At 62.0% G+C, this 26,320-nt stretch carries 26 protein-coding genes and 1 pseudogene; 14 read left to right on the forward strand and 13 right to left on the reverse strand.

Annotated features, from left to right (window positions below; all coding sequences use genetic code 11):
- Positions 1 to 47 precede the first annotated feature (47 nt).
- Complete coding sequence (locus DMX06_RS15265; protein ID WP_258378868.1) at positions 48 to 362, reverse strand: DUF2388 domain-containing protein; 315 nt, start codon at positions 360 to 362, stop codon at positions 48 to 50.
- Positions 359 to 490: a hypothetical protein gene (locus tag DMX06_RS26585; RefSeq protein WP_258378869.1), complete on the reverse strand. Its 132-nt coding sequence runs from the start codon at positions 488 to 490 to the stop codon at positions 359 to 361. Before DMX06_RS26585 ends, DMX06_RS15265 begins: the two co-directional genes overlap by 4 nt.
- 155 nt (positions 491 to 645) lie before the next feature.
- On the opposite strand from DMX06_RS26585, the gene DMX06_RS15270 reads away from it, so the two are divergent.
- The 3 genes from DMX06_RS15270 (at position 646) to DMX06_RS15280 (ending at position 2,706) form a co-directional block, all read left to right on the forward strand.
- Positions 646 to 1,137, forward strand: coding sequence for a GNAT family N-acetyltransferase (locus DMX06_RS15270; RefSeq protein WP_110738249.1), 492 nt, complete (start codon positions 646 to 648; stop codon positions 1,135 to 1,137).
- Between the two features lie 83 nt (positions 1,138 to 1,220).
- Complete coding sequence (locus DMX06_RS15275) at positions 1,221 to 1,829, forward strand: hypothetical protein (protein ID WP_110738250.1); 609 nt, start codon at positions 1,221 to 1,223, stop codon at positions 1,827 to 1,829.
- 61 nt (positions 1,830 to 1,890) lie between these two features.
- The gene (locus DMX06_RS15280; RefSeq protein WP_110738251.1) at positions 1,891 to 2,706 is read left to right on the forward strand and encodes a protein phosphatase 2C domain-containing protein; all 816 of its coding nucleotides are present in this window, start codon (positions 1,891 to 1,893) and stop codon (positions 2,704 to 2,706) included.
- Positions 2,707 to 2,754: 48 nt separating this feature from the next.
- Here the strand turns inward: DMX06_RS15280 and DMX06_RS15285 are convergent, their stop codons facing one another.
- Positions 2,755 to 3,180, reverse strand: coding sequence for a GNAT family N-acetyltransferase (locus DMX06_RS15285; protein ID WP_110738252.1), 426 nt, complete (start codon positions 3,178 to 3,180; stop codon positions 2,755 to 2,757).
- 1,114 nt (positions 3,181 to 4,294) lie between these two features.
- Here DMX06_RS15285 and pbpG point away from each other — a divergent pair.
- Positions 4,295 to 5,221, forward strand: a complete 927-nt coding sequence (gene pbpG, locus DMX06_RS15295) for a D-alanyl-D-alanine endopeptidase (protein ID WP_110738279.1) — start codon at positions 4,295 to 4,297, stop codon at positions 5,219 to 5,221.
- A 50-nt stretch (positions 5,222 to 5,271) separates the two neighbouring features.
- On the opposite strand, the gene DMX06_RS15300 is transcribed toward pbpG, so the two are convergent.
- On the reverse strand, positions 5,272 to 5,634 hold the full coding sequence (locus DMX06_RS15300) for a hypothetical protein (protein WP_258378870.1): 363 nt from the start codon (positions 5,632 to 5,634) through the stop codon (positions 5,272 to 5,274).
- Positions 5,635 to 5,977: 343 nt separating this feature from the next.
- On the opposite strand from DMX06_RS15300, the gene pvdM reads away from it, so the two are divergent.
- Positions 5,978 to 7,351, forward strand: coding sequence for a pyoverdine-tailoring dipeptidase-like protein PvdM (gene pvdM / locus DMX06_RS15305; RefSeq protein ID WP_110738254.1), 1,374 nt, complete (start codon positions 5,978 to 5,980; stop codon positions 7,349 to 7,351).
- A complete protein-coding gene (gene pvdN, locus DMX06_RS15310; protein WP_110738255.1) occupies positions 7,344 to 8,624 on the forward strand; it encodes a pyoverdine-tailoring periplasmic protein PvdN in 1,281 nt (426 codons plus the stop codon). The genes pvdM and pvdN overlap by 8 nt, the downstream gene beginning before the upstream one ends.
- 133 nt (positions 8,625 to 8,757) lie before the next feature.
- On the opposite strand, the gene DMX06_RS15315 is transcribed toward pvdN, so the two are convergent.
- From DMX06_RS15315 to DMX06_RS15335, 5 genes are read right to left on the reverse strand one after another with little or no spacing between them, the layout of a single operon-like run.
- Complete coding sequence (locus DMX06_RS15315) at positions 8,758 to 9,135, reverse strand: response regulator (RefSeq protein WP_050705976.1); 378 nt, start codon at positions 9,133 to 9,135, stop codon at positions 8,758 to 8,760.
- Positions 9,136 to 9,179: 44 nt separating this feature from the next.
- Positions 9,180 to 10,406 carry a hybrid sensor histidine kinase/response regulator gene (locus DMX06_RS15320; RefSeq protein WP_110738256.1) on the reverse strand — a complete coding sequence of 409 codons (1,227 nt, stop codon included), beginning with the start codon at positions 10,404 to 10,406 and terminating at the stop codon, positions 9,180 to 9,182.
- The gene (locus DMX06_RS15325) at positions 10,400 to 10,975 is read right to left on the reverse strand and encodes a chemotaxis protein CheB (protein ID WP_110738257.1); all 576 of its coding nucleotides are present in this window, start codon (positions 10,973 to 10,975) and stop codon (positions 10,400 to 10,402) included. The genes DMX06_RS15320 and DMX06_RS15325 overlap by 7 nt, the downstream gene beginning before the upstream one ends.
- A complete protein-coding gene (locus tag DMX06_RS15330) occupies positions 10,972 to 11,793 on the reverse strand; it encodes a CheR family methyltransferase (RefSeq protein WP_110738258.1) in 822 nt (273 codons plus the stop codon). The genes DMX06_RS15325 and DMX06_RS15330 overlap by 4 nt, the downstream gene beginning before the upstream one ends.
- A gap of 4 nt (positions 11,794 to 11,797) precedes the next feature.
- Positions 11,798 to 15,265, reverse strand: a complete 3,468-nt coding sequence (locus tag DMX06_RS15335; protein WP_110738259.1) for a response regulator — start codon at positions 15,263 to 15,265, stop codon at positions 11,798 to 11,800.
- A 256-nt stretch (positions 15,266 to 15,521) separates the two neighbouring features.
- Between DMX06_RS15335 and DMX06_RS15340 the strand changes: the two genes are divergently transcribed.
- Positions 15,522 to 15,872 (forward strand): response regulator, encoded by a 351-nt coding sequence (locus DMX06_RS15340; protein ID WP_110738260.1) that lies wholly within the window; start codon positions 15,522 to 15,524, stop codon positions 15,870 to 15,872.
- 133 nt (positions 15,873 to 16,005) lie between these two features.
- Positions 16,006 to 16,293, forward strand: a complete 288-nt coding sequence (locus tag DMX06_RS15345; protein ID WP_110738261.1) for a hypothetical protein — start codon at positions 16,006 to 16,008, stop codon at positions 16,291 to 16,293.
- A 2-nt stretch (positions 16,294 to 16,295) separates the two neighbouring features.
- On the opposite strand, the gene DMX06_RS15350 is transcribed toward DMX06_RS15345, so the two are convergent.
- The 3 genes from DMX06_RS15350 to DMX06_RS15360 form a co-directional block, all read right to left on the reverse strand.
- A complete protein-coding gene (locus tag DMX06_RS15350; RefSeq protein ID WP_110738262.1) occupies positions 16,296 to 16,556 on the reverse strand; it encodes a DUF1652 domain-containing protein in 261 nt (86 codons plus the stop codon).
- A 208-nt stretch (positions 16,557 to 16,764) separates the two neighbouring features.
- The gene (locus DMX06_RS15355; protein WP_110738263.1) at positions 16,765 to 17,670 is read right to left on the reverse strand and encodes a LysR family transcriptional regulator; all 906 of its coding nucleotides are present in this window, start codon (positions 17,668 to 17,670) and stop codon (positions 16,765 to 16,767) included.
- Positions 17,671 to 17,799: 129 nt separating this feature from the next.
- Positions 17,800 to 18,342 (reverse strand): RrF2 family transcriptional regulator, encoded by a 543-nt coding sequence (locus DMX06_RS15360; protein WP_110738264.1) that lies wholly within the window; start codon positions 18,340 to 18,342, stop codon positions 17,800 to 17,802.
- Positions 18,343 to 18,671: 329 nt separating this feature from the next.
- Here DMX06_RS15360 and DMX06_RS15365 point away from each other — a divergent pair.
- The 6 genes and pseudogenes from DMX06_RS15365 to DMX06_RS15390 all read left to right on the forward strand — a co-directional run.
- Positions 18,672 to 18,949, forward strand: a pseudogene (locus tag DMX06_RS15365) (hypothetical protein); the annotation flags it as partial.
- Between the two features lie 157 nt (positions 18,950 to 19,106).
- On the forward strand, positions 19,107 to 20,297 hold the full coding sequence (locus DMX06_RS15370; RefSeq protein WP_110738265.1) for an efflux RND transporter periplasmic adaptor subunit: 1,191 nt from the start codon (positions 19,107 to 19,109) through the stop codon (positions 20,295 to 20,297).
- Positions 20,294 to 22,279: an ABC transporter permease gene (locus tag DMX06_RS15375; protein WP_110738266.1), complete on the forward strand. Its 1,986-nt coding sequence runs from the start codon at positions 20,294 to 20,296 to the stop codon at positions 22,277 to 22,279. Before DMX06_RS15370 ends, DMX06_RS15375 begins: the two co-directional genes overlap by 4 nt.
- A 77-nt stretch (positions 22,280 to 22,356) precedes the next feature.
- The gene (locus DMX06_RS15380; RefSeq protein WP_110738267.1) at positions 22,357 to 23,211 is read left to right on the forward strand and encodes a TauD/TfdA family dioxygenase; all 855 of its coding nucleotides are present in this window, start codon (positions 22,357 to 22,359) and stop codon (positions 23,209 to 23,211) included.
- Between the two features lie 9 nt (positions 23,212 to 23,220).
- Positions 23,221 to 24,237, forward strand: a complete 1,017-nt coding sequence (locus tag DMX06_RS15385; RefSeq protein WP_110738268.1) for a CmcI family methyltransferase — start codon at positions 23,221 to 23,223, stop codon at positions 24,235 to 24,237.
- Between the two features lie 226 nt (positions 24,238 to 24,463).
- On the forward strand, positions 24,464 to 25,120 hold the full coding sequence (locus DMX06_RS15390; RefSeq protein WP_181427837.1) for a cupin-like domain-containing protein: 657 nt from the start codon (positions 24,464 to 24,466) through the stop codon (positions 25,118 to 25,120).
- Between the two features lie 124 nt (positions 25,121 to 25,244).
- Here the strand turns inward: DMX06_RS15390 and DMX06_RS15395 are convergent.
- The coding region (locus DMX06_RS15395) for an alpha/beta fold hydrolase (protein ID WP_146232211.1) at positions 25,245 to 26,320 on the reverse strand (1,076 nt) is incomplete at its 5' end.

Consider the following 26,320-nt stretch of genomic DNA (forward strand, 5'->3'; position numbering starts at 1 on the left):
CCACCCTAGCAAAGCGACGCACCGGCCATTTGATCGTTCTTGCGCACTCAGCCCTGGCAGGCGAACGCCTGGGCCAGGTCACCGTCGCTCAGCGCGCTGGCCGGATGCAACTGGCGGTACTCGCCCAAGGCCTGCTCCAGTCGTGCGCCCCGCAGGCGCCCGTCGCTGGCGATGAACAGCAACGCATCGTCGCGGGCGGCCTGGTAAGTGCGCGCCGGATGGCTGGTGGAGCCGCTCACCGCAGCGGTGGCGAGGCTCGAGCCGACGGTGAAGTGGTCGGTCGAGTTGCCCTTGCCGTCCATGGCCAAGGCCGGACCGCAAAGCAGCAACATCGCCAGGAATGCACGGCCACGCAGGATCACGAGGCAACCCGTGCGGCTTGCACCATGTCACCGTGCCGCTGGCTGAAGGCCAGGTATTTCAGCAGATCGCGGTAATGACGGCGGGTGGCGTCAAGGTCGATGCAGCGCAACAGCGGGGCAATGGGCATGCGCAGCCTCCTGGTCGGCAAACGGGTCGCCGCGGATCATCGCCGTAAACCCAGAGAGCGGCAAGAGGCTGTATCTCGCGTTTGCCAGCCATCTGTATCTAACCGCCGACGCCGCGCACGCCTAGGATCGAAGTCTTCGATCACAGAGGCCTGCCATGAACGACCTGCCAATCACCCTCGACTTTCCCGGCCTGACCCTGCGCCGCCTGCTACCCGGCGACCACGCCATGGTCTGCGCCCACCGCGAGGCCATGTTCCTGGACGCCGATGGCGACCCGCAGCAGCTGAAGATCATGACCGAGCATTTTGGCCCTTGGCTGCGGCCACGCCTGGAAGACGGTCGCTATTACGGCTTCGTGTTGCTGGACGACGCGCAGCCGGTTGCCGCAATCGGCCTGATGGCGATCGACTGGCCGCCGCATCCGGCCCACCCCTGCCAGGACCAGCGCGGCTACGTGCTCAATGTCTATGTCGAGCCGTCCCATCGTCGCCAGGGCCTGGCCTCGAAACTGATGCGCCTGGCCGAGTCGGAGTTCGCCCGGCGCGGCCTGGGCTTCGCCGTGCTGCACGCCACCGAGGCAGGCCGGCCGGTGTATGCCGGGCTGGGTTGGGCGGCGACTGCGGAAATGGCCAAGACCCTCGGCTAAGCGCTCAAGTCAGCCGCGCAAGCGCCGATAGCCCTCGTGCATCCATTCGGATGCTCGCTTGTGCAGTTACTCAAGGAAGATTCATGCCGTGTCACAACCTCCCAGCGCTGCTGGTGCTGTCATTGCTCCTTTCGCTCACCGGCTGCAAGGGCCTGCCCCACTCAACCACCGAAGATGCCCCGCCGCTAGGCCCGATCCTGCTGGACAGCGAGGCGCGCATTGCCTGGATCGCCCAGGCCCTCGCCCTGGACCCACTGGCCAGCCAGAACCGCCAGCCACCACCACGCCAGAGCAACGCAGAGGTCGTCGCCAAGCTGCGCCAGAAGCGCGATCTTCAGTTGCCGGACGCCTACTGGAGGCAATGGCAACACAACCTCGATGCCTTCGATGCCGACGCCGCGCGCCACAAGGAAGCGCAGCGCGCCCTCTACATCGCCACCTTCACCGATCAGCTCAAGCGCGTCGACGACCTGACCCTGCAGCGCCTGGCAAATGCGCCTGACACCCTGGATGCGGCCACCCGCGAGGCCTGGAAGGTCCGCCTGATCGACCGCTACAGCCGCTACATCATCGACAGCGAGGTGAGCCGCGACATCCTCGACGCCCACCTGCGGCGCATGGCGCTGATGGATCGACAATTCGGCGTCTGCGCCCTGGACAGCGACTGCTGGGATCGCCCGACCAAGCCGTGACAATTGACGCAGGACGCCGCAACGGTCAAGGTCGCTGAATTCCATCGAAGCGGAGCCCGACATGCATTTCGACCTGATCCAGTCCCTGAGCCTGGCCGGCAAGCCCGATGTGCCCAATGACGACCGCATCGGCAGTGCCGACTGCCACGCCTGGGTCATCGACGGTGCCACCGACCTCGGCGCCCCCGGCCTGCTCGGTGAACGCGGTGGCGCCGCCTGGCTCTCGGCCATGGCCCAGCGCGCCTTCGCCACGGCCTCGGGGCCGCTACGCGAGGTCTGCGAGACGGTCTTCGAAACGCTCGCCCAGGCTTACCGGCAGGATCGCCGCCGCGAGCCGCTGGCCACCTGGGAGTTGCCGCGCGCCGCCTTTGCCGCGGTGGCCATCGAGGGCGAGGAACTGGTCTGCGCGCACCTGGCCGACTGCGTGGTGCTGCACCGCGGCGCGCAAGGCATCCGGTTCCTCACCCCCGAGCCCGATCGCGAGGCCGAGCAAGCCGAGGCCGCCGCCCTCGGCCCTGGCACAGGCGCCCACGGCGTGCGCACCCCGGCCGTGCTGGCCGACCGCCGTGCCTCCCGCGAGCGCCCCCGGCCCGTGCTCGGCGTCGATGCCGAACGGTCCCGCGAGGGCACCCTCTACAGCCGTGCGCCGGTCGCCGTGGGTGACGATGTCCTGCTGATGAGCGATGGCTTCGCGGCGTTGTTCGACACTTACCGGGCCTATGACCCGGCAGGCTTCATCGAGCGCCTGCGCAGCCACGGCCTGGATGACCTGGCACGGACACTGCGCGGGATCGAGCAGGATGATGCCGCATGCCTGCGCTACCCGCGGTTCAAGATGAGCGACGATGCCTCGGCGATCTGGTTGCGGGTTGGCTGAGCCGCCCCCTCAGCTCGCAACGCCAGGGCAGGCCTGCGTCTAAAGACGCTAAGCCAGCCGCTTGCGCAGGAAATGACGGGTATGCCCGGGCGGAAAGTCGGCAAGTTCGCCAAACACTTCGAACCCCAGCTTGCGATAGAAGTCCGGTGCCTGGAAGCTGAAGGTATCCAGCCAGATTCCGCAGCAGCTCTTTTCCCTCGCCAACGCCTCGGCCTGGGCCATCAGCTCGCGCCCGGTGCCCCGCCCGCGCATCTGTTCTGGGACCACCAGCAGCTCGACGAACATCCAGTGACCACCGAGCCTGGCGTACAGCCCGCCGACGATCTCATCACTGACGGGATCGCGCAGCGTCCAGGCGACAGTTGTCGCGCCAGGGGAGCCGATCACTGCATCGTTGAAGGCCCGCAAGGGTTTGAGAATCGCATCGTGATGCAGGCTGGTGGCCTGGGCGGTGAAATCGATCGTGAGTGTCATGGCAGGTCGTCCGGTTGACCATGGAGGAAGTAGGCGCAAAACGCGCCGGATCAAATTTACTTCACGTTGCGCCCTTTAGATGACGCGGGTTCTGCTGTTGTAGAATGCGCACCTCGTCTAGAACGTCCAGCTTCCACATTATTGCGACAATATACCGCCATTCTCGTGCTACTTGCCTTAACAGGCTGCAGCAGTACCCCCACGCATCTCTCGGAAGGCGCTGAACTCACGCTAAATGCCCCAATGCCAAAATCTGAAGCGCAGCGTGTTTGGGACTGCGCAGGCACCACGAATGCCAAGGCTGCTCTGAAAGTTCTTTTCAAATTGCAAGCACGACCCGCGCAATGGGGTGGGGAAGTATGGACACTCGAAGAACGTGCCAGGCGAGTCGGCTGTACGCAGGCTGAGATGGACGTCCGAGATATGGAGCGATTTTCGGATCCACTGAATTGGCCGGAACCGGGAAAAATCCCTCGTCCCCAGTAGTCTCTAGTGTCCTGTCTCGGAAATACGTTCTCTTTTGACGAGTGGCTTGGGTGTTCGGCCAAGGCGCCGCGACGAGTCATAGCAGGACTATGGCGAGGAGTGGCAACGCCGGCCGGGCGCCCAAGACGCCGTCAAAAGTGAACAGCTTATTTCCGAGACAGGACACTAGGGTCTGTACGAAATGTGTCTGCGCGAAGGCCAGACAAGGCGAAACGGGGGGAGGAAGCGGAGTGTACTGGAGTACATGAGCATTCCGAATCGCGTTCCTGGACGGCGCCGCGTGCCCACCGCCAGGTCACACTCCCCTCGTCATTGAACATCATGTCCAGCTCTGGCGCTTGCGCCAGAAGTTCCAGATCGCCTCCCAATCCCGATTACTGTTCGTATCCAGACGGTGAATCAGCACATACGCCAAGTGATTGAACCCAGCGAATGACGGGGCCGAACCTGCCACGCGGGAATCGGCAGTAATTGGTACAGAATTGGTACAGGATTAAATTTCGTTCACGTTGCGCCCTTTAGATATAAGGCATTCGACAGCCGTTCGACCATACTCCAGAATGCAAGGGTTTTTTGGGGGGAAACCCTTGCACAGCCAACGACATACCAACATTTAGTGAGCCTCAACGTGAAAACTTCCCTGTCCATCCTCAGCCTGCTGCTGTTGCTCACAGGAACCGCGACCCTACCGTCGACCGCTGCTGCACAACCCCCGGCCCAAGTCCAGCGCGACCCCAGCAAGCTGCACCTGGCCTCCGGCAGCGCCCTGTTGATCGACCTCAACACCAACAAGGAGCTGTACGCCAGCCACGCCGATCGCGTGCGCCCCATCGCCTCGGTCACCAAGCTGATGACCGCGATGGTCGTGCTCGACGCCAAGCTGCCCATGGACGAAATGCTCGGCATGACCATTGCCAACAACCCGGAGATGAAGGGCGTCTACTCGCGGGTGCGCCTTGGCAGCGAGCTGAACCGTCGCGAGACGTTGCTGATCACCCTGATGTCGTCGGAAAACCGCGCGGCCAACACCCTGGCCAACCACTACCCCGGCGGCTATGGCGCGTTCATCAAGGCGATGAACGCCAAGGCCCGCAGCCTGGGCATGAGCCACACCCGCTACGTCGAGCCGACCGGCCTGTCGACCCTGAACGTCTCCACCGCCCACGACCTGGCCAAGCTGCTGATCGCCTCGCGCAAGTACCCGATGCTCAGCGAGCTGTCGACCACCCGCGAGAAGACCGTGGCGTTCCGCAAGCCCAACTACACGCTGGGCTTTCGTAACACCGACCACCTGGTGAACAAGAGCAACTGGGACATCGCCCTGACCAAGACCGGCTTCACCAACGAAGCGGGGCATTGCCTGGTGCTGCTGACGAAGATGGACAACCGTCCGGTGGCCATGGTGATTCTCGACGCCTACGGCAAGTACACCCACTTCGCCGATGCCAGCCGCATGCGCCAGTGGCTGGAGACCGGCGCGGCCAAACCGGCGCCGGCAGTGGCCATGCAATACAAGAGCGAGCGACAGAACCGCGCCCGCGTGGCGGTGGACTGAAGACCTGAACAGGGGGCTGCGAGACAGCCCCCTGTAGCGTTGCCCCCGCCTCAGGCGCGGGTGTCGACCGAGCCGCCGGCGCTGGTGCCCCCGGCCTGGCGCAGCGCTTCGAGCAATTGCGCGGTAGCCGCCATGATCAGTCCGGTGAGGGTGGCGATACTGGCCTGCTTGGCCGTTACCGCCGCCATCTTGGACGGGTCGTGCCTGGCTTGCTCCATCAACTGGGCCAGTTGTTTCTGCTCTTCGGCCAGCTGCTTCTGCAGGCGCTTGATCTGCTCGCGCTGCTCCTTGATGGCCGGATCCTCGTTACTTTCAACGCTGTCGTTGATCTGCTCGGCCTTGGTCTCGTGCTTGAACGCATCGCTCTTGAACACCAGGCCGCCCCGCTCGTTTACCGTGGGAGTGCCAGGCAAAGTGTCGGACGTTGCGGATGAAGTCGCAGGCGTGCCCCCGGCAACGCTGGGGATGTTGATATTGGCTGCGGTTATTCCGACCATTTCTTACCTTCCTTGAGGTGGATTCTTACATGGCAGTTATCGGCCAGCCCTCCCCGTTCTTGAATCATCAATCGATGGGCGAAGGCCAGCCCCGCGATGGCACCCTCACGAAGCAAGCCTGCCCTGGGCGAATGCCTTGTCTTTCTGGCACTTGGCCTCGCCTGCACGGGTAAATTTGCCCGCCACTTGTTCGTCCACCTGATACCCAGGCCCTGCCCCGCCGGCAGGCCGCTCCGATCAGCCCCGCAACGAGATGGCAATGACCAAGACCCGTTCCCGCAAAGCCTTGTACATCGGCCTGCCCCTGGCCCTGGTGGCCGCCCTGGGAGGAGCCGCCGGCTACTACTTCTGGAAGCAGGAAAGCGGCTATCCCCGCGCGATCGTGCAGCAGGCCAACGACCTGCACGAGCACATGCTCTCCTTCGACAGCCATGTCACCGTGCCGCTGGGCTACGGCAGCGACGGCTACGAGGCCGACAAGGACGGCCGCGGCCAGTTCGACCTGGCCAAGGCGGCCAAAGGCCGGTTGTCGGGCGCGGCGCTGACCATCTTCGGCTGGCCCGAGCTGTGGAACGGCCCGAACGCGCCGCACCGCCCGACCCCGGGCTTCGTCGACGAGGCCCGCAACCAGCAGGAGGTGCGCTACAAGATCATCAGCGGGATCGTGCGCGACTTCCCCAACCAGGTCGGCATCGCCTACACCCCCGACGACTTCCGTCGCCTGAACGGCGAAGGCAAGTTCGCCATCTTCATCAGCATGCTCAACGCCTACCCGCTGGGCAGCGACCTGTCGCAGCTCGACCTGTGGAGCAAGCGCGGCATGCGCATGTTCGGCTTCAGCTATACCGGCAACAACGCCTGGGCCGACTCCTCGCGCCCGCTGCCATTTTTCAACGACACCCCCGACGCCCTCGGTGGCCTGTCACCCCTGGGCGAACAAGCGGTCAAACGGCTGAACGACCTGGGTGTGATCATCGACGTCTCGCAGATGTCCACCCTCGCCCTGGAAGACGTGGCCCGTCTGAGCCGCGCCCCTTTCGTGGCCTCGCACTCGGCGCCACGGGCGCTGGTGGACATACCGCGAAACCTGTCCGACAAGGAGATGCAGCTGATCAAGGACAGCGGCGGCGTGCTTCAGGTCGTGGCCTTCACCACCTACCTCAAGCCGCTGAGCAAGCCGACCCTGGAAAAACTCGAGGCCCTGCGCGCACGCTTCGACCTGCAACCGCTGCAAGGCCTGACCAACGCGCTGATGCCGGGTGACCCGATCATCGCCATCTGGCCCGAAGCACGCTTCGGCGAATATGCCAGCAGCCTCTACGCCATCGTCGACGAAGAACCCCGCGCCGGTCTCAAGGAATACGTCGACGCCATCGACTACGCCGTGAAGAAGATGGGCATCGACCATGTCGGCATCAGCTCCGACTTCAACGATGGCGGCGGCGTCACGGGCTTCATGAACGTCGGCGAAATCCGCAACGTGACCGCCGAGCTGCTGACCCGCGGCTATTCCGAGACCGACATCGCCAAGCTGTGGGCAGGCAACTTCCTGCGTGTCTGGGGGCAGGTGCAGAAAGCCGCCAACCCGGTGGCCCTGCTCGACAGCAACACCCGGGAAGCCCGCCATGACTGATCGACGCGCCTTCCTCAAGCAGGCCGCCGCCCTGGCGGCCAGCCTGCCCTTGCTGCCGAGTGCCCTGGCCGCCGATCCGACGCCTGCTACACTGCAAGGCCCGGACAAATGGCACCAGCTGCGCCAACTGTTCCCCCTGGCCCCCGATGTCGCGCACTTCGCCAACTTCCTGATCACCGCCCACCCGCGACCGGTGCAGGAAGCAATCGACCGCCACCGCGCCACCCTCGACCGCAATCCGGCCCTGTGCATGGACTGGGAGAGCCAGTATGAATGGAAACGTGAGGACGAGGTCCGCGAGTGGGCGGGCCGCTACCTGGACGTACGCCCGCGCCAGGTCGCCCTGACCGGCAGCACCACCGAGGGCCTGGGCATGATCTACGGCGGCCTGCACGTGGCGCCGCACCAAGAGATCCTCACCACAGAGCACGAGCACTACTCGACCCACAACTGCCTGGCGTTCCGTCAGCGCCAGCACGGCACCCAGGTGCGCAAGCTGCGCCTGTTCGACAAGCCCGGCGAGATTTCCACCGACCGCGTGCTGAGCTTGATCGACCGCAGCATCCGCCCCGAAACCCGGGTATTGGGCATGACCTGGGTGCACTCAGGCAGCGGCGTCAAGCTGCCGGTGGGCGCCATCGGCGAGCTGGTGCGCCAGCACAACCGCAACCGCGACGAGGCTGATCGTATCCTCTACGTGGTCGATGGCGTGCATGGTTTCGGCGTGGAAAACGTGCGCTTTGCCGACTTCAACTGCGACTGGTTCATCGCCGGCACTCACAAGTGGATGTTCGGCCCGCGGGGCACGGGGATCATTTGCGCGGCCTCGGAGCAGATGCAGCACCTGACGCCGACCTTCGCCACCTTCTCGCGCAACGAAGACTTCGGCACCATCATGACGCCGGGCGGCTATCACGCCTTCGAGCACCGCTGGGCGCTGGGCGAGGCCTTCAAGCTGCACCTGGCGCTGGGCAAGGCCGATGTCCAGGCGCGCATCCACCAGCTCAACGACTACCTCAAGGCACGCCTGGCCGAGCACCGCGCCATCGAGCTGGTGACCCCGGCCAGCCGCGAGTTCTCCGCAGGGTTCACCTTCTTCCGTATCAAGGACCGCGACCCCGACGCCGTGGCGGCCTACCTGAACGCCAACAAGGTCATGGTCGATGCCGTGGACCGCGATGTCGGGCCGGTGATCCGCTTTGCGCCGAGCCTGCTCAATGACCAGCAGCAGGTCGACCGGGCCATGGCACTGCTGCGCAAGCAGATCGGGTAAGCCTCGTCGCTGGCACGACAAGGGCTGCGTAGGAGCGGGCTTGCCCCGCGATCACCGGCCTTGCCGGTGCCATCCCGCACCTCCACAATCGGGGGCAAGCCCGCTCCCACGCTAACCGTCCGCGTGCTCGCGCCTAGCGCAACAATGCCTGAATCTGCTCGTGCAAGGTATCCAGGTCAAACGGCTTGGCCAGGATCGGCGCCGTGCGCGCGATCGGGCTGCCCGACTCGACAATCTCCGCCGGGTAGCCACTGATGAAGATCACCTTCAGGTCCGGGCGCAGCTTCACCGCAGGTTCGGCGATCTCCACCCCGGAGATCCCGCCCGGCAGGCGAAAGTCGGTGACCATCAGGTCCAGGTGCGGCTTGCTCGCCAGGATCGCGAACGCCTGCTCGCCATCCTCGGCCACCAGCACGTGGTAGCCCTCGCCGGCCAGGTAGTCGCGCAGGATCATGCGGATCGCCGGCTCGTCCTCGACCACCAGTACCACATCTTGTGCATCTTCACTCATGACAACGCCTTCGAATTCAACAGGTTGGCCATCAGACCCCAGCACTACGCAGAGGTTGCGCGGGCCGGGTCACAATGTTGCGACTGTACCGACAGCGGCAGATGCACGGTGAAGGTCGAACCGACGCCGGCCTGACTGTCGACCTGGATCCGTCCGCCATGGGCCAGGACGATCTGCTCGGAGATGTACAGGCCCAGGCCCAGCCCGCCCGTGGCCTGCTGCGCGGCGACGCGCTCGAACTGCTGGAAGATCCGCTGCAGGTGCTGCGCATCGATGCCGATGCCATGGTCCTGCACCTGCACGCAGGCCATGTCGCCCGCTTCGAACACCCGCACCTGGACCGGTTTGCGGTCACCATAGCGCAAGGCATTGGACAACAGGTTGGCCACCACTTGTTCAATCCGGAACTCGTCCCACTCACCCAGCAGGGCATCACAGCGCTGCAGTTCGAGCGGCGTGCCCACGGCGCCGGCCTGGGCGGCGAAGTTCTCCACCAGGCCGCGTACAAGCTGACCGAGATCGAAGGTCCGAGGACGGATCGACAGCTTGCCGGTACGGATACGCGACACATCGAGCATGTCCTCGACCAGGCGGATCAAGCTGTTGATCTGGCGCTCGTCGCGCTCGACCATGGCCTTGAGCTTGTCCTCGCTGAACGCCGCCAGGTTGCCGCGCGACAGGTGCATGCGGCGCAGCTGGGTTTCCAGGATCAGCCCATTGAGTGGCGTGCGCACCTCGTGGGAGACGATCGACATGAAGTCGTCGCGCATGCGCACCGCGTGCTCCAGCTCGCCCCGCGCCAGCTGCAGTTGGCCCAGCAGCAGCTCCTGCTCCTGGCGGCTCTGCTCCAGGGCCTGCAACTGGCGATCCAGGGCCTTGCGCTGGCGGAACAGGTCGACGAACACCGACACCTTGCTTTTCACCGCCAGGGTTTCCAGCGGCTTGTGCAGGAAGTCCACGGCGCCGCTCTCGTAACCCTTGAAGGCATAGTTCATCTCGCGCCCGGCGGCGCTGACGAAAACGATGGGGATGCTGCGGGTCTTTTCCGTGCCGCGCATCAGCTCGGCCAGCTCGAAGCCGTTCATGCCCGGCATCTGCACATCGAGAATGGCCAGGGCGAATTCGTGCTCGAGCAGCAGCGACAACGCCTGCTCGGCGGACTGCGCCTGGTGCACCTCACGGTACTCGCCCTGGATCAGGGCGTCGAGGGCCAGCAGGTTCTCCGGCAGGTCGTCGACGATCAGCAGTTTCGCGGTGATGTGGCTCAACATGCGCTGGGTTCCAGGGTACCGAGCAACTGCCCGATACCGCTCAGGGAAAGAATATGGTCAGGGTCATGCAGGGCCAGGGCGGCCTCCGGCATCAACGCGACCTGTGCGTCGCGGGGGTCCTGGACAACTGTCCGGCCACCGCTTTTTCTGATGTGCAACAGCCCCCGGGCGCCGTCTTCGTTGGCGCCGGTGAGCAGCACGCCGAGCAGGCCCGGGCCATAGGCATCGGCGGCCGACTCGAAGAGAAAATCGATTGCCGGGCGCGAGAAATGCACCGGCGCTTCCTGGCTGAGCGAAAAGCTGAAATCACGCTCGACCGACAAGTGATAGCCCGGCCCCGCCACGTAGATCAGCCCAGGCTCGATCCGCGCCTTGTCGAGGGCTTCGCGCACCGGCCGGTGCAGGCGTCGTTGCAGTACCTCGGCGAGCTGGCTGTGGCGGTCGTCCGGCAGGTGCAGCAGGCACAGCACCGGGATGGCGAAATCGGCCGGCAAGGCGCCGAGCACGCTGAACAGCGCCGAGACGCCGCCCGCCGAGGCGCCTATGACGATCGCACGCACGCCGTTCATGTCTTGCGGTAGATCCGCTCGGGCCGCACCAGCGGCTCGAAGCGCTCGCCGTAAGCCGAGAAATCCACCGACTCCTTGCTGCCCAGCACCAGGAAGCCGCGATGGCACAGCGACTCGTGGAACAAGCCCAGGGCACGGTCCTGCAGGCCCTTGTTGAAGTAGATCAGCACGTTGCGGCACGACACCAGCTGGGTCTCGGAAAACACGCTGTCGGTGGCCAGGCTGTGGTCGGCGAAGGTCACGTTGTCGCGCAGGCTGCTGTCCATGATGGCGTTGCCATAGGCGGCGGTGTAGTACTCGGAGAAATCCCGCCGGCCACCGGCCTTGCGGTAGTTCTCCTCATACTCGCGCATGCTCTGCATCGAGTAGATGCCCTGCTTGGCCCGTTCCAGCGAGTGCGGATTGATGTCGGTGGCGTAGAGAATGGTGCGCTCCAGCAAGCCTTCCTCGCGCAGCAGGATGGCCATGGAGTACACCTCCTCGCCGGTGCTGCAGCCGGCGATCCAGAGCTTCAGCGACGGCCAGGTGCGCAGCAGCGGCACCACTTCGTTGCGCAGCGCGAGGAAATGCCCGGGGTCGCGGAACATCTCGCTGACCGGGATCGTCAGGTACTGCAGCAGTTCGAGGAACATGCCCGGGTCGTGCAGCACCCGCTCCTGCAGCGCCGACACCGTGCGGCAGTCGAACTGGCGCACGGCGTGGAGGATCCGGCGCTTGATCGAGGCGCCGGAGTAATCGCGAAAATCGTAGCTGTACTTGAGGTAGATCGCCTCGATCAGCAGCCGGATCTCGATATCGGTGTTGCGTTCACTGGTCAAGATTTCAGATTCGCTCCAATTGCGGCAGCCAGACCCGGATCAGCGAGAACAGGCGATCCAGGTCGATCGGTTTGGCCAGGTAGTCGTTGGCCCCGGCCTGCAGGCAGCGCTGCTGGTCGTCCTTCATCGCCTTGGCGGTCACGGCGATGATCGGCAGCTTGCGCCAGCGCGGCTGCTGGCGGATCAGGCGGGTGGCCTCGTAGCCATCCATCTCCGGCATCATCACGTCCATCAGCACCAGGTCGATGTCGTCGTTGGCCTCCAGGCACTCGATGGCCTCGCGCCCGTTGCGGCCGATCTCGACGATGGCGCCCTTGTGCTCCAGGGCACTGGTCAGGGCGAAGATGTTGCGCACGTCGTCGTCCACCAGCAGGATCTTGCGCCCCTCGAACACCTTGTCGCGGCTGCGCGCGGTCTTGAGCATGCGCTGGCGCTCGTTGGACAGCTGCGATTCGACCTTGTGCAGGAACAGCGTGACTTCGTCGAGCAGGCGCTCGGGCGAACGTGCGCCCTTGATGATGATCGAGCGCGAGTACTTGAGCAGGTCGGCCTCTTCCTCGCGGGTGAGGTTGCGCCCGGTGTAGACGATCACCGGCGGGAAGCTGCGGATGTCCTCGGCGGTCATGCGCTTGAGCAGTTCGTTGCCGAGCATGTCGGGCAGCTTGAGGTCGATGATCATGCAGTCGTAGATGTTCTCGCGCAGCAGCGCCAGGGCATCCTGGGCCATGCCCACGGCGGTGATCTGGATATCGTCGTCGCCGATCAGGCGGGCGATGCTCTCGCGCTGCAGGTCATCGTCCTCCACCAGCAGGATGTGCTTGAGCTTCTGCGTGAGCTTGGCCTCCAGGCGACCGAACACTGCCTTGAGCTCCTCGCGGCTGGTGGGCTTGACCGCGTAGCCCACCGCGCCCATGTGCATGGCCGCCTCGACGCGGTCTTCCACCGAGATGATGTGCACTGGAATGTGCCGGGTGCCGGCTTGCTCCTTCAGGCGCTGCAGCACCGTGAGCCCGGAATGGTCGGGCAGGCGCATGTCCAGCAGGATGGCGTCGGGCAGGTATTGCGCGGCCAGCTCGAAGCCTTCGTCGGCGGCGTGGGCGACCAGGCAGCTGTAACCCAGTTCGTGGGCCAGGTCGAAGAGGATGCGGGCGAAGTTCGGCTCGTCCTCGATCACCAGGATGCAGCGGTTGGCGAACGGCGCCTGGGCGCGGTCGTCGGCAAAGGCCGGGGTCGGCCGCTCGGTGCGCACAGGCGCCGGCACCGGCGGCGCCGGCGGCAGCTCGTCGACCGTCGGGCGCAGGCTGTGCACCTCGACCTGCTGCGCCGACGGTTCGAAGTGCTCGGGCAGGATCAGGCTGAACACGCTGCCCTGCCCCGGGCTGCTGTCGACGTTGATCTGCCCGCCCAAAAGGTGCGCCAGGTCGCGGGAGATCGACAGGCCCAGCCCGGTGCCGCCGTAACGACGGTTGCTGGTGCCGTCGACCTGGTGGAAGGCGCCGAAGATAGCCTGCTGCTGGTCGGCGGCGATGCCGATACCGGTATCACGCACTGCGAAGACGATGCCCAGGCCGGCCTGGTGGCTGATGCCCAGGCTGACCTGGCCGCGCTCGGTGAACTTGATGGCGTTGGACAGCAGGTTCTTGAGGATCTGCTCCAGGCGCTGGCGATCGGTGAACAGGGTCGCCGGCAACGGTTGCTCGAGCCTCACCTCGAAGCCCAGGCCCTTGTCCTGGGCCAACGGCTGGAACATGCCCCGCAGGCCTTCGACCAGGCGTTCCAACGGGGTGCTCTCTGCGCGCACCTCCATCTTGCCGGCCTCGACCTTGGCGATGTCGAGGATGTCGTTGATCAGGTTCAGCAGGTCGTTGCCGGCCGAATAGATCGACTCGGCGAACTTGACCTGCTCTTCACTGAGGTTGCCCTCGGCGTTCTCGGACAAGAGCTTGGCCAGGATCAACGAACTGTTGAGCGGAGTACGCAGCTCGTGGGACATGTTGGCGAGGAACTCGGACTTGTACTTGCTGGAACGCTGCAGATCGTCGGCGCGGGCCTGCAGCTCGACCTGGGCCTGGTTCAGCTCGCTGTTCTTGCGGTCCAGGGCTTCGGTGCGCTCGGCCAGTTGCTCGTTGGTCTGCTCCAGTTCCGCCTGCTGAGTCTCCAGATGGGCCTGGGACTCCTTGAGCACCCGCGACTGCTCCTCGAGCTCTTCGTTGGCGGTCTTGAGCTCTTCCTGCTGCACCTGCAGCTCTTCGTTGAGCTGCTGGGTCTCGGCCAGTACTTCCTGCAGGCGCTGGCGGTAGCGCGCGCTCTCGATGGAGATGCCCAGGTTCTCGGTGATCCGCTCGAGCAGTTCGACGTCGCGCTCCTGCAGCGTGCGCAGGAAGCCCAGCTCCAGTACGCCGTTGACCCGTCCGTCGTCCTGGGACGGCACCAGCACGCCGCTGCGCGGCAGGCCGCGACCCAGGCCCGAGCTCAGGCGATAGTAATCCTCGGGCAACTCGTCCAGGCGCAGCAGGCGCCTCTGAGTCACCGCCTCGCCCAACAGGCCGGCATGATCGCCCAGGCGCGGCTCGCTGCCCTGCTGCTCGGCGTCCAGGCCATAGGTGGCGACCCTTACCAGCTGGCCATGTTCGTTGCGCACATACAGTGCGCCGACCACACTGCCCAGGTAGCCGGCGAAAAAACGCAGGATATTGTCGCCGAGCATGGGCAGGGTGAGCTGACCCAGCACCTGTTCGGCCAGCTGGGTCTGCCCGGCGCGCAGCCAGGCCTGGTGTTCCAGGCGCTCGGCGGCGCGTTGCTGGGCCTCCAGGTTGGACACATAGCTGGACGACAGCGCCAGCAGGTCGCGGCGCCCCAGATAGGCGAGCAAGGCACTGAGGGCGACGATGAACAGCACGAAGGCCGATATCGAGGTGACCGTGACCGTGCTGACCGTCTCGTTGCGCGCCGTGCGCAGCTGCTGCTCGGTGGTGATGAAGGTGTCGAACTCCTTGCGGATCTCATCGGTCAGGCGCTTGCCCCGGCCACGGCCAATCGACGCCTGCACGTCGCCCTGGCTGCGGCGCTGGCTGATCATCTCGTTGCCGAAGGTATTCCACTCGCGCTGCAAGGCCGCGATGCGGTCAATGCGGTCGACCTGCTGAGGGTTGTCCGCCACCATCGCCTTGAGGCTGTCCAGGCTGCCAAAAATACGCGGCTTGGCGACCTCATAGGGGTCGAGGAAGCGCTCCTCGCCGGTCAGCAGGTAACCGCGCATGCCGGTTTCCATGTCAATCGACAACTTGATCGTCTCGTTGGCATTGCCGATCACCCGGTCGGTGTGCTCGACCCACTGCATGGCCGAGAGCAGGTAGTTGATCACCGCGACAAACGCCACGGCGCCCAGGAGCCCCACGCCCAAGGGCAGGCCGACGTTGCGGCTCAGCAGTTTGCGAAAGCTGCGTTGGTCCATCGAGGCTGCTTGAATCATCTGAAAGTGCCCGAGTGAAAAAAGTCCATTGAACAGACTGGCGTCTACATCGTGTAAGGGTTGCCCTGCGCCAGACCGACCGGGGGAATACAGCGAGTCTAACCACCTTTGACCGATCTGGCAGGGCATTTAGCCAGTATTTGAAGCCTGTCTGCGGCAATCGTTCCATCTATTTGCCCGTGCCGTTAAGCTTGGGAACTTCTGCCACCGCCTTGCGCACAGAGTAGAGACAATCCACCGAAACAGGATCCGCACCATGCACCTTCTGGTAGTCGAAGACGACGACATCGTACGCATGCTGATAGTCGAAGTGCTCGACGAACTGGGCTACACCGCCATCGAGGCCGACAGCGCCGGCGCGGCCCTGAAGATCATCGAGGATCCCGACCAGCCCCTGGCGCTGTTGATGACCGACGTCGGCCTGCCTGACCTGCGCGGCGAGGAACTGGCCGCCAAGGCCCGCGAGGTCAGGCCATTGCTGCCGGTGCTGTTCGCCAGCGGCTATGCCGAGAGCTTCGCGGTGCCCGAGGGCATGCACCTGATCGGCAAGCCGTTCAGCATCGATCAACTGCGCGATAAAGTGCTGGAGATTCTCGGCGCACCATAGGGGATCGTCCCCGGCAAGGCCATATGCCGCTCCTCCAGGCGCCCAGCGAAAGGAACAGGCTGAAATATTTTGAACGTCTTGCGCTTTTAAGCTTCCAACGTTCGAGGTATGCCTCTTTCGCCGGAAAGCCACCATGAAGATGCCCTGCCGCGCCCCCTGCGTCCTGCTGGAACTGGACTTCGTCCGCGACACCCTGTTCGGCCGGGTGGCCCAGCGTGCCGAATGCCAGGTGCAACTGGCGGCCCTCAGCCTGCAGGGTCGCCCCGCACTACGCTTGCACATCGAGCCACCACTGCCGGGGAAGGTCGAGAAAGCCCACAGCGTCACCTTCGCCTGGGAGGGACGCAACTATCGCGGGGTGGTCCGCGAGCACGTCAGGTGCGGTGACGGTGGCATCAACCTGCTACTCGAGCTGCTGTGACCTCAGGCCCTGGCCTTGCGCACAGCCGACGGGGCATTGCGCTGAGCCTTGACCCGCGCCACCAGCCCCAACAGGTCATGGCAGCTGTTGAGCTCGGCGAGCGGCACGCCGGTCACGGTCAGACAGTTGTCCAGGCTTTCGCCCTGCCCTAGACGGATGGTGAGGTGCTCGCCGTCCAGGCAACTCACCTCGCAACGGTCAGGCAGGCAGGCCTGTTCGATCATCTGCCGCATCTCAAGCATCGAAACGCCAATCAACGACATGGTACGACCCTCTCTGTACTGGATGGCCTGTTGGGTGTGGTACGCCCTCGACTGGCGAGCCGCCAATTGATATTGCCCATGCCCGGGAGCAGGTCCATTCGCCCAGGCAATGACTACGTCGAAGTGCCTCTAGCACCTTAGTGGAAGAAAGCACCCGCATGGGATTGTTCGATCGATGCGGCCATCTTGGCGACGGGTGGTCGGGGGCTTAAAACCGAGCCAGCTCCTCACGACAGAACTCTACAAACAATTGCGCCGGCTTGGTCAACTGCACGCGCTTGAGGTGCGCCGCCGCCAGGCCCGACAGCGTCACCGGCTCAGCGATGTCGAGGGTCACCAGGCGCTGCCCGTCATAGGTAAACTCGGAGTGCGGCCGGGTCACCAGCAGCGAGAAGCCGAAACCCTGCCCCACCATGCCCCGGACCATCTCGATCGACGGCGAACTGAAGACGATGTTCGGCGTCAGCCCCAGCTCGTTGAACAGGCTGACGAAGTAGGTGCGGCTCGGCGCCACGTCGAGCAGGATCATCGGCTCCGGGCACAGGTCGCGCAGCGACACCTGGGCCTGCCCTGCGAAACGGTGCTTTTCCGGCAACAGCACATAGGGCTTCTGCGCCGGCATCAGCGGCTCGGTCTCGATGGTGCCGTCCAGGTCATGGTCGTAGAGGAACGCCAGGTCGAAGGTGCCCGCCGTCAGGCCCTGGATCAGGTCCTGCTGTTCGCCGTCGCGCAGACGGATGTCCACCCCCGGGTAACGCTGGCGAAAACCGGCGATCAGCCGCGGCAGGTACAAAGGCGCCACGGTCTCGAAGCAGCCGATGTCGATCTGCCCGGCCACCGTGTCGTTGTCGGCCAGGGCGTTCTGCTCGAACTCATGGGCCATCTGCAGCAAGGCCCGGGTCTTGGCGTAGAAGCGCTTGCCACTGGGCGTCAGCGACACCCCCTGGGCGTGATGGCGGATGAACAGTTGCACGCCGAAGCTCTCTTCCAGGCTCTTGATCGCGGTGGAAATCGACGGCTGGGCGATATACAGCTGGCGCGAGGCCTCGGCGACGCTGCCGGCCTCCACCGTGGTGACGAAGTACTTGAGTTGGCGCAAGGTGTAGGAAGCCACGTTGACCTCTCGCGGGAGCTTTTCTGCCAGCTTACCTCGACTTGAAGCCGCTGGGCCGATCACGCAGGCAAGGATTTACCTGGAGCCTGAACACAATTTTCCGTTGCACCGCCAGCCCTGGCCGATTCGTCAAACGGCCTGCAGCGGAATATCCCCACCCCCGCCCTTGCCGTCGCGCCGCTCGCTCATCCAGTCATTGACCTTCTGCCCGAATTCGGCCGGCGCCTTGCGCCCGAAACGGCGCGCCAGGTCGAGGATGGTCTGCTGGGCCAGCGCCTCCTCCATGCGTTTCTGCGCCCCCAGCATCACCGCATGGATCGCGCAGGTGCCGTCGGTGGCCCAGGCCGGCGCGGCGCCTTCGAACACCGCGCAACGCTCACGGATCTCCCGGCAATCGAAGAGCTTCTTCGGGCCATCGATCGCGGTGACGATATCCAGCACAGTGATCTCGTCGGAAGGCCGCGCCAGGCGGAAGCCGCCGCGCACGCCTTCAGTTGCCGCCACCAGCCCGGCGCGGGCCAGCTTGGTGAAGACCTTGGCCAGGTACTCCTGGGGCACGCCCTGCAACTCGGCCAGGTCGCGCACGCTGGACTCGCGGCTGTCGCCGCGCTCGTCCAGCAGGAACAGCAGGCAGTGAATGCCGTATTCGACGCCGGCGCTGTAAAGGGACATATCAATCTCCGACTAAATCTGTCGCAAATACTACGCCCTTCATCGGTGACAGGCAAAGCCGGCCCCGCTTGTCACTAAACATTGACACATTGCCAGGATGACTTGACACCCTAGTGTCGAGCAAACTCAGATGCTCGGGTGTGCAGCAGCAGCTCCAGAATGCTGATAAACGTAGGGAGGCTCATATGACCAGAGCTTAGGTTCTGTATGAAAACCTTTGAAATCTGGCCGAAGCCTCTGGAGGCCTGATTTTACGTAGAGTTCTCGCTTTTTTGGCGAAGGATTCTGCCCTTTCCAGGCGATACGGACTTTCCGGCGCACAATGGGAAATGGTCGCTGATCTTTTCACCATACATCTGCGTACTGGGTGCCCAAGAGTCAACGATCGCCTAGGGCTACCCGCGCCTCTACCGGTACAGGCAAAAAGGGGACTAAAGAATCAACGGACCACGCGATTGGACGAAGCCGGGGCGGGCTGACAACGAACATTCACAGGGTCAGTGACTCCCGTGGCATAACGCTCCACTTCACGCCCTCAGGCGGAAACGCCATCGACATCGCCCATGCTCAACGACTGTTGGACGGTGTCCACATTCCTTCGAAGCGCTTGAGTGTGCGAGTACATCAATTTTCTGGGGAATCTAGTGTCTGAAGGTATTGTCTGCGTATACTGAGCCACCGAAGGAGCGCCTCTAGTAAGTAGTCTCTTGGACCACAACAGAAAGCAGAGACGCCTCGCACAATTGACACGGTAGTCTATCAGCATGTTTCTATCAAAACGGCCTTTTGTTCATCTGGCGCTCAGGTATAAAGCAGTCTGCTTGGGTGGCGCATTGGTGTTGGCCATTGCAGGCATTACGACTTGGCAGCAATCTCAAGCGCAATCGATCCAGGCGCCTGCGATAGCGCAGATAGGCTTCTCGGATGTTGAAACCAACGTCACTGCATTGGGAAACTTGCAGCCCAAGAAGTATGTCGATGTAGGGGCACAAGTTTCCGGGCAGATCCTGAGGCTCAGTGTGCAGCCGGGAGACATCGTCACCAAAGACGAATTGTTGGTCGAAATTGATCCGAGCGTATTAACCGCTGCCGTGGATGCTGGCCGAGCCTCGCTGAAAGCCCTCAACGCTCGACGGGTGGAGCAAAGCGCACAACACCGGCTGGCTGCACAGCGTTTGGCACGGCTGCGCATGCTCACCCACGATGGCGCCACAAGCCTGGATGACCTGCAAAGCGCAGAGGCTACATTGACCTCCACGGCAGCCCAGATTGAACAACTTCAAGCTGAAATTGCCCAGACTTCGGCAACGTTAAAGGCGGACGAAGCGAGGTTAAGCTATACAAAAATCTATGCGCCGATGGCAGGCACCGTGATATCGGTCGACGCGCGCGAAGGCCAGACATTAAATGCAACTTATCAAACGCCCGATATTTTGCGCATCGCCGACCTGACCACAATGACGGTTTGGACTGAAGTATCGGAAGCCGATATTGATAAAATCAAACCTGGCATGCACGCGCAATTTACCACCTTGTCAGAGGATCAACGGCAATGGCATGGCACAGTCCGCCAACTGCTGCCCGCCCCGCCAGCCTCCCTCGGTATCAGTGTTAGCAAAGGCACGACGCCAGCCAATAGCAAGGTGGTTGTATACACGGTACTTTTCGATGTTGATAATGCCGATGCGGCCCTGATGCCGCAAATGACCGCCCAAGTTGTCTTCACCCGGCAACTGGCCAAAAACACCTTGGCCGTGCCTGTTTCTGCCTTGTCGCTGGCCGGCAGCGGTCAGGATCAATTTATAGCCCGTGTTCAGAAAGCCGATGGCAGCATTGAGGTTCGCCAAGTGCGCATCGGGGTTCGCAATCGAGAGATGGCCCAGGTTCTGGAGGGGCTGACCTCGGGTGAGACCGTGCTACAAAACGAAGTTACCGTAGCGGGTCCTAACGGATGACGGTCTTCAACGCTGCCACGATCGACACTGCAGTCGCGTTGATTGAACTGCGTGACGTGCATAAAACCTACGCAGCGCCGGGCAACGATGGCGCGCCCTCCGTCCGCTCAGAAGTCTTGCGCGGAGTTGATCTGGACATTCATGCTGGAGAATTTGTCGCCATCATTGGCGCTTCAGGATCAGGCAAATCAACGCTGATGAACATCATCGGCATGCTCGACAGCGTGAGCGCCGGTTCGTACCGCTTGGGCGGTCAAACACCTACGGACCTCGACAGCGACAAGAGTGCAGCGCTGCGCAGAAACACCTTTGGCTTCGTGTTTCAAAACTACCAATTGTTGTCAACGGAAACCGCCAGAGAAAACGTCGAGCTACCGGCGCTCTACACACAAGCCACCGCGACTGAACGCCGTACCCGCGCGATCGAGCTGTTACAGCGATTGGGAATGGCTGAACACCTCGAACACAAACCTTATCAATTGTCCGGGGGTCAACAGCAGCGTGTCGCTATTGCCCGTGCGCTCGTGAATGGTGGCAACATCATACTGGCCGATGAACCCACGGGAGCGCTTGACAGTAACAGTGGTAGCGAGGTGATGAGCCTGTTCCACGCACTGTCTGCACAGGGCCATACCATCATATTGGTAACCCACGATCCCAAGATCGCTGCGCACGCGCAGCGAATCATAGAAATCCGTGACGGGAGGATTGTGGGTGACACCGGCACGTCAAGCCCAGCCCTCGCACGGGCCACCCATGAAGCAAACCTACCCTCCCGCCTCAAGCACGACTACCCGCCTACCCGCCTCTTTCTCGAACTCGCTCGAACAGCCTGGCGATCATTACATTTAAACCGCATCAGAGCGGGATTGACCCTGTTGGGCATCATCATCGGCGTCGCTTCAGTCATCATAATGCTGGCCGTGGGCAGTGGTGCGCAGCGACAAGTCATGACTCAGTTCGAAACCCTCGGTGTCAGAACAATGTTTGTGTTTACCAAGCCGTCCAGTTCGCGTGCGCCTAGCGCACCGCTGACGCTGGAGGATGCCGAAGCCATCAGGGGCCTGCCGAATGTTCAGGCAGTGGCCCCGTATAGTCAGGACACCGTGATCGTGCGCCGGGGCAATATCGACCATGAAACGTACGGCGGCGGGGCTACCCGGAACTGCCCCAGTGTTCTTAACTGGAGCGTATCGGAGGGAACTCTTTTCAACGAGCTCGATTATCGAGGAACAGACAAAATTGCAGTCATTGGACAGACGGTGAAGAAAGCACTGTTCCCTGACGGCTCTTCTCCGCTGGGGCAAACGATATTGATTGATCGCGTTCCCTTTCTCGTTATTGGTGTCTTTTCTGCCAAAGGTCCCAGCGGGGGCGTGGATCAGGACAACCGAGTGACGGTTCCCTTCCGCTCAGCGGCAGCCCGGCTGTTTGGCCATCCCTATCCGTCCTGGATAGCCGTGCAGGTGCACCAGATCGACAAAGCCAGTGAAACTATAGACGCCATTCAGGACGCGCTGGCGCGTCAACGACATACTCGCGATGTACAGGTGTGGAACCCGATCGAAACGGTGCAGGCACAGGAAAATTCATCCCGGTCCATGACGCGCATGCTCGGCCTGGTAGCGGCAATCTCCCTGATCGTCGGGGGTATTGGCGTAATGAATGTCATGCTCATGAATATCCGCGAGCGCATTCGAGAAATAGGCATGAGGATGGCCACCGGCGCACGCCAGAGCGATATTCGAGTCCAGTTTCTGATTGAAGCCATCATGGTCACGACGATAGGCGGCCTCTTTGGCGTCGTCTCCGGTATCAGCGCAGTTGAAATACTGAAGCTGATCGATGTCCCCGTTGAACTCTCACTGCTGGCCTGCCTGGGCGCACTGGCCTGCGCCATCCTCACCGGACTTGTGTTTGGCTTCATACCTGCCCGCAACGCTGCGCGTCTCAACCCAGCACAGGCACTTTCCACTCATTGAGCGAAACTTTAACCGCGCGGGTACTTCGAGCGTGCTCATGAGCCCCCGACACGACTGACGACTGGACCGAGTAGAAAATGGACTTATCTGATCTTTCCTGCGGCATCGCAAAGCTGTGGCACAGTGACCAGAATCGCGACCTGTTCAAGCTTGACCGCCACGACATCGAGAGCACATTCAAAAGCGCTGGCCTTTTGCTTTTCCGAGGGTTCGAAACGTCTCCACAGCTTTTCGAATCCTTCGCCAGCCAGTTTTCAAGCCAAGTCATCATCAGCCCTGGTGAAGCCAAATCAGGGATTACCGTCGGCAGTGGCATGCAATTGATTGCTCGTGACGGAGCCGCGCAAGATCTCCACCAGGAAAATGGCGCGATTGCTTCGCGCCCTGAATTGTTATGGTTTTACTGCGCCACTCCGGCAGCCAGTCAAGGTGAGACTACCTACGCGGATGGCGTTGCCATATGGCAGGCCCTGGCCGCCGAAACCCGCGAGCACTTCTTGTCCCAGCAGGTGAGATATTCCGATTGCCTTCCTCGGCAAGCTTGGCTGACAGCAGAGGGGTTTCTCGATGCCAGAATGCATGTGGGATCGTTAAGGCTCAAAGGTTCCAGCGTGCGCTTCGACGAAGATGACACACTGATTCGCGAGTACGTGTCACCCGCCGTCGCCTACCCCAAGTGGTGTCCACAAGCCGCTTTTGTCAACAGCCTTCGAGGCCCCTACGATCACACGGTAACCTTCGAAGATGGCACAGCGATCCCACAGGCATTGATTGACGAAATCGATCAGGTCCACCAAGCGCTGATGCAGGAAATTCATTGGCAAGCAGGCGACATCCTGCTCATTGACAACACCCGCTACGTCCACGGGCGTCGCGCGTTCCAATGTATGGAGCGGACGCACTACACCTTCATGTCGCTTGCTAACTTCTAAGGCAACTCCATGCGCAGCTACGAAATGCATTCACAGTGCCCCGTGGGTTTCGCCAAAACCTCCTGCAATGCGTGCTCAGTGGAAATTCCGCTTTCCGCAGACCGTTTCCATTGCCTACCGAACCATGAAGACTTCTGCCTTGCCTGCACCCCCTCCCTGCCACGCGAGATGCCCGGCCTCGTACTCTACCCCGGCGTGAAACCGCTAGAGGCCGCGCAGCGCGAACAACAGCTAGCTGAAATGCGCGAAAACCTGGAGAACAATCACACCTTCTCAGCGGCCGCCACATTCTTTTCAAACTACGCACGCGCTATCTTATCGGGGAATATCGACCACCTCGGGCTTCCCGAGGCGTCCGCGTCCCAGGCCAAAACGGCACTGGAGAAGCTCATCCTGCTACGAAGCATGGGCAGGTTCGTCGATTTTTTCGCGCGAAAAGTCCTGTCAGGAACCGTAGTAACCGGCGCGATGCACATTTTTTCACAGGGGGTCAATGAGGCCAACCGCTGGAAAGGGTTGCCGCTGTTGAAAGGCGTCTACGATTATGCCTTGTACCCATTGATGCTCGAGCACATAAAGCCGGCGACAATATTCGAGTTTGGTAGCGAGGCCGGGGGCAGTGCTGTTTGGCTGGCAGACCTCATGAGAATGTTCAACCTGGACTGCCATGTCTACTCGGTAGACCTTGTTCCTCCGCTGACGCACCACGACAAGGTCACTTTTGTTCAAGGCGATGCCCGTGCGCCGGAACAAAGCTTTTCAGCCGACTTCTTGAGCAAGGCGCCTCACCCCTGGCTGGTCATCGAGGACTCACATGTCAATATCGGGGGAATACTTCGCCATTTCTCCACACACATGCAGCCGGGTGACTACTTCATTGTCGAAGATGAAAATGCCGAGGCCGAAATTGGCCAGCATTTGCTACTCAATCCAAATCAATATCGCGTAGACACGTTTTTCACTGACTATTTTGGATACAACGCGACCTGCAGCCCCGATCAGATTCTGGCATTCATGCCCGCCTAAAGGCGAGCCCTCTTCCGGACCTTCAGGATATGAGCGCACCCTTTCCATGAAAAATATCGAGCCCGCCGTTCCTCACAATGGCCGTTCCTCCACGCCAGGCCCAGCCGACACCCCTATAGATGTCACAGCGCAAATCCTGGACGCAGCCATGCAACGCTCACCGCTCCGGTCAGTGCCCCGCTTCTGCGCTTCTTCAATCGACTTCGGACCTACGGCTGCGAGCGGTATGCCTTTCATCATCGAAGGCATCGTCAAAACGTGGCCGATCAACACTTATCACCCAGATGATCTGTATCATGACTTCGGCATGCTCAGGGTGGTTCCGCGATACGGCGACCATGTTCCGCCGATCATGTCAGATGGCAGCGCCCCTACTGACATGAGCCTGCAGGAATACCTCGACCTGATCTATCACAACGATTACTCCGTTCCCCCCTACATCGGAGATCACCCACTGCCGATTGATTCGCTGTGCGAATGGCCACCCTATTTTGAGCGCTGGCATACTCCGCGTGTATGGCTGGGACCCGCAGGTACAGTTACCTGTCTGCATTGCGACTACGAAGACAATCTGTTCGCCCAGGTCTGGGGACGTAAACGCTTTCTCCTTGCTTCGCCAGCAACCCTCGGCAACCTGTACGTCGAAGCGGTGAAACCTACCTTGTCCATTTCATCCTTCGACCCAGATCAGCCAGACTATGAGAAATACCCCCTGGCCAGGGCCGTAGACTTCATTGAATGCATTGTGCAACCAGGCGACCTGCTCTATTTACCAGCGGGATGGTTCCATCATGTCACGGCACTGGATTTCTCATTGTCCATCAATCGATGGATGCCAGGCACGTCGTTGGCCCTGGCATGTGCGGCGTTGAAAGACACTTGAAATTGACTTCCTAAATACGACGCTCCCGAGAGTGGGCAATCCACTCCCGGGAGCAGTTCATCAACAGGCTACATCACCCTTAGTTCCAATTTCCTTTCGATCTGGAAGCAACGTCCCGACGTTATCACTCTTTCAAGCCCATTCGACGCACAATATGGTTGCAGATATCTCGAACCGCAGGCGCCTTGACAATATCATCGTGCAAGCAATCCAACGTGATATTCCGAATGGGCATGGAGGTAAAGCCAGACCACTGCGCGCTTTGCGTCATCCCGGAAGGCGTACTGCGACGCGCACTGAAATAGGTTAGCCTCCCCGAGTACTGCCGTTGAATGGGGGTTTGCCCCAGCCATGTATTATTGATACTGGTTTCAACGATACGCTTGAAAACTTCGACATCCAACAAACCCAGCGGGTTGTTTTGACGCTTTAAATAGTCATGGAACGCTGGCAGGCTTTCGACAGCTTTCTCAAAACCCGGGGCCAGCGGTTCAGCTTCTGAAAGTATTGCATCGAACACCGTCCGCTGCGTAATCGAGTTGTTGTCCAGGTTTTCGAAAGGCACTCGGGCATCAAGCAGTATGACTTCGCCAACTTCATGCCCAAGCGCTGTCAAGGCGCAGGCGACCTCGAAGGCAATCCTCCCGCCGAAGGACCATCCCAAAAAATGATAGGGCCCGACCGGTTGAACCTGCAGGATACATTGGACATATTCCTCGACCATGGCAGTCAGGGTCGCAGTCGGTGGCTCGTCGTTTTCGATGCCTCGCGCCTGCAGGCCATACATCGATAGGCCGGGAAGGTGCCTGATGAACTGGGAGTAGGACCAACATAATCCGCGCCCAGGATGCAAACAGAACAATGTCGGCGCATCGGCTTGCAGTCGCAGAGGTAGCAGCATGGCGAGCGAGGAGGCCTGCGGCACACCAAGCCTGCCCGATAACTGTGCAACTGTCGGCGCTTCGAACATGCTGCGAATGGACAGCTCCACACCCAGCGCCTCGCGCACGGCATTGACCAGGCGCATGGCCAAGAGTGAATGCCCACCCAGCTCGAAGAAGCTGTCGTCGATACCGACCGCCTCGACGTCCAGCACATCGGCAAACAAGCGGCACAGCACACGCTCTTGCTCGGTGCGCGCAGCGCGGCTTGCCGCCCTGTGCGCCTGTGGCTCCGGCAAGGCACGCTGGTCGAGCTTGC

The sequence above is a fragment of the Pseudomonas mosselii genome (genome assembly GCF_003205295.1).
GTDB classification, from domain to species: Bacteria; Pseudomonadota; Gammaproteobacteria; order Pseudomonadales; family Pseudomonadaceae; genus Aquipseudomonas; species Aquipseudomonas mosselii_B.

Coding starts and splice junctions, on each gene's coding strand:
- DMX06_RS15285 (WP_110738252.1), bottom strand. CDS start 3,180: ATGACACTCACGATCGATTTCACCGCCCAGGCCACCAGCCTGCATCAC.
- DMX06_RS15375 (WP_110738266.1), top strand. CDS start 20,294: ATGACGGTCTTCAACGCTGCCACGATCGACACTGCAGTCGCGTTGATT.
- pvdN (WP_110738255.1), top strand. CDS start 7,344: ATGACTGATCGACGCGCCTTCCTCAAGCAGGCCGCCGCCCTGGCGGCC.
- DMX06_RS26585 (WP_258378869.1), bottom strand. CDS start 490: ATGCCCATTGCCCCGCTGTTGCGCTGCATCGACCTTGACGCCACCCGC.
- DMX06_RS15270 (WP_110738249.1), top strand. CDS start 646: ATGAACGACCTGCCAATCACCCTCGACTTTCCCGGCCTGACCCTGCGC.
- DMX06_RS15350 (WP_110738262.1), bottom strand. CDS start 16,556: ATGTCGTTGATTGGCGTTTCGATGCTTGAGATGCGGCAGATGATCGAA.
- DMX06_RS15325 (WP_110738257.1), bottom strand. CDS start 10,975: ATGAACGGCGTGCGTGCGATCGTCATAGGCGCCTCGGCGGGCGGCGTC.
- DMX06_RS15370 (WP_110738265.1), top strand. CDS start 19,107: ATGTTTCTATCAAAACGGCCTTTTGTTCATCTGGCGCTCAGGTATAAA.
- DMX06_RS15275 (WP_110738250.1), top strand. CDS start 1,221: ATGCCGTGTCACAACCTCCCAGCGCTGCTGGTGCTGTCATTGCTCCTT.
- DMX06_RS15385 (WP_110738268.1), top strand. CDS start 23,221: ATGCGCAGCTACGAAATGCATTCACAGTGCCCCGTGGGTTTCGCCAAA.
- DMX06_RS15345 (WP_110738261.1), top strand. CDS start 16,006: ATGAAGATGCCCTGCCGCGCCCCCTGCGTCCTGCTGGAACTGGACTTC.
- DMX06_RS15390 (WP_181427837.1), top strand. CDS start 24,464: ATGCCTTTCATCATCGAAGGCATCGTCAAAACGTGGCCGATCAACACT.
- DMX06_RS15380 (WP_110738267.1), top strand. CDS start 22,357: ATGGACTTATCTGATCTTTCCTGCGGCATCGCAAAGCTGTGGCACAGT.
- DMX06_RS15340 (WP_110738260.1), top strand. CDS start 15,522: ATGCACCTTCTGGTAGTCGAAGACGACGACATCGTACGCATGCTGATA.
- DMX06_RS15315 (WP_050705976.1), bottom strand. CDS start 9,135: ATGAGTGAAGATGCACAAGATGTGGTACTGGTGGTCGAGGACGAGCCG.
- DMX06_RS15280 (WP_110738251.1), top strand. CDS start 1,891: ATGCATTTCGACCTGATCCAGTCCCTGAGCCTGGCCGGCAAGCCCGAT.
- DMX06_RS15360 (WP_110738264.1), bottom strand. CDS start 18,342: ATGTCCCTTTACAGCGCCGGCGTCGAATACGGCATTCACTGCCTGCTG.
- DMX06_RS15320 (WP_110738256.1), bottom strand. CDS start 10,406: ATGTTGAGCCACATCACCGCGAAACTGCTGATCGTCGACGACCTGCCG.
- pvdM (WP_110738254.1), top strand. CDS start 5,978: ATGACCAAGACCCGTTCCCGCAAAGCCTTGTACATCGGCCTGCCCCTG.
- DMX06_RS15335 (WP_110738259.1), bottom strand. CDS start 15,265: ATGATTCAAGCAGCCTCGATGGACCAACGCAGCTTTCGCAAACTGCTG.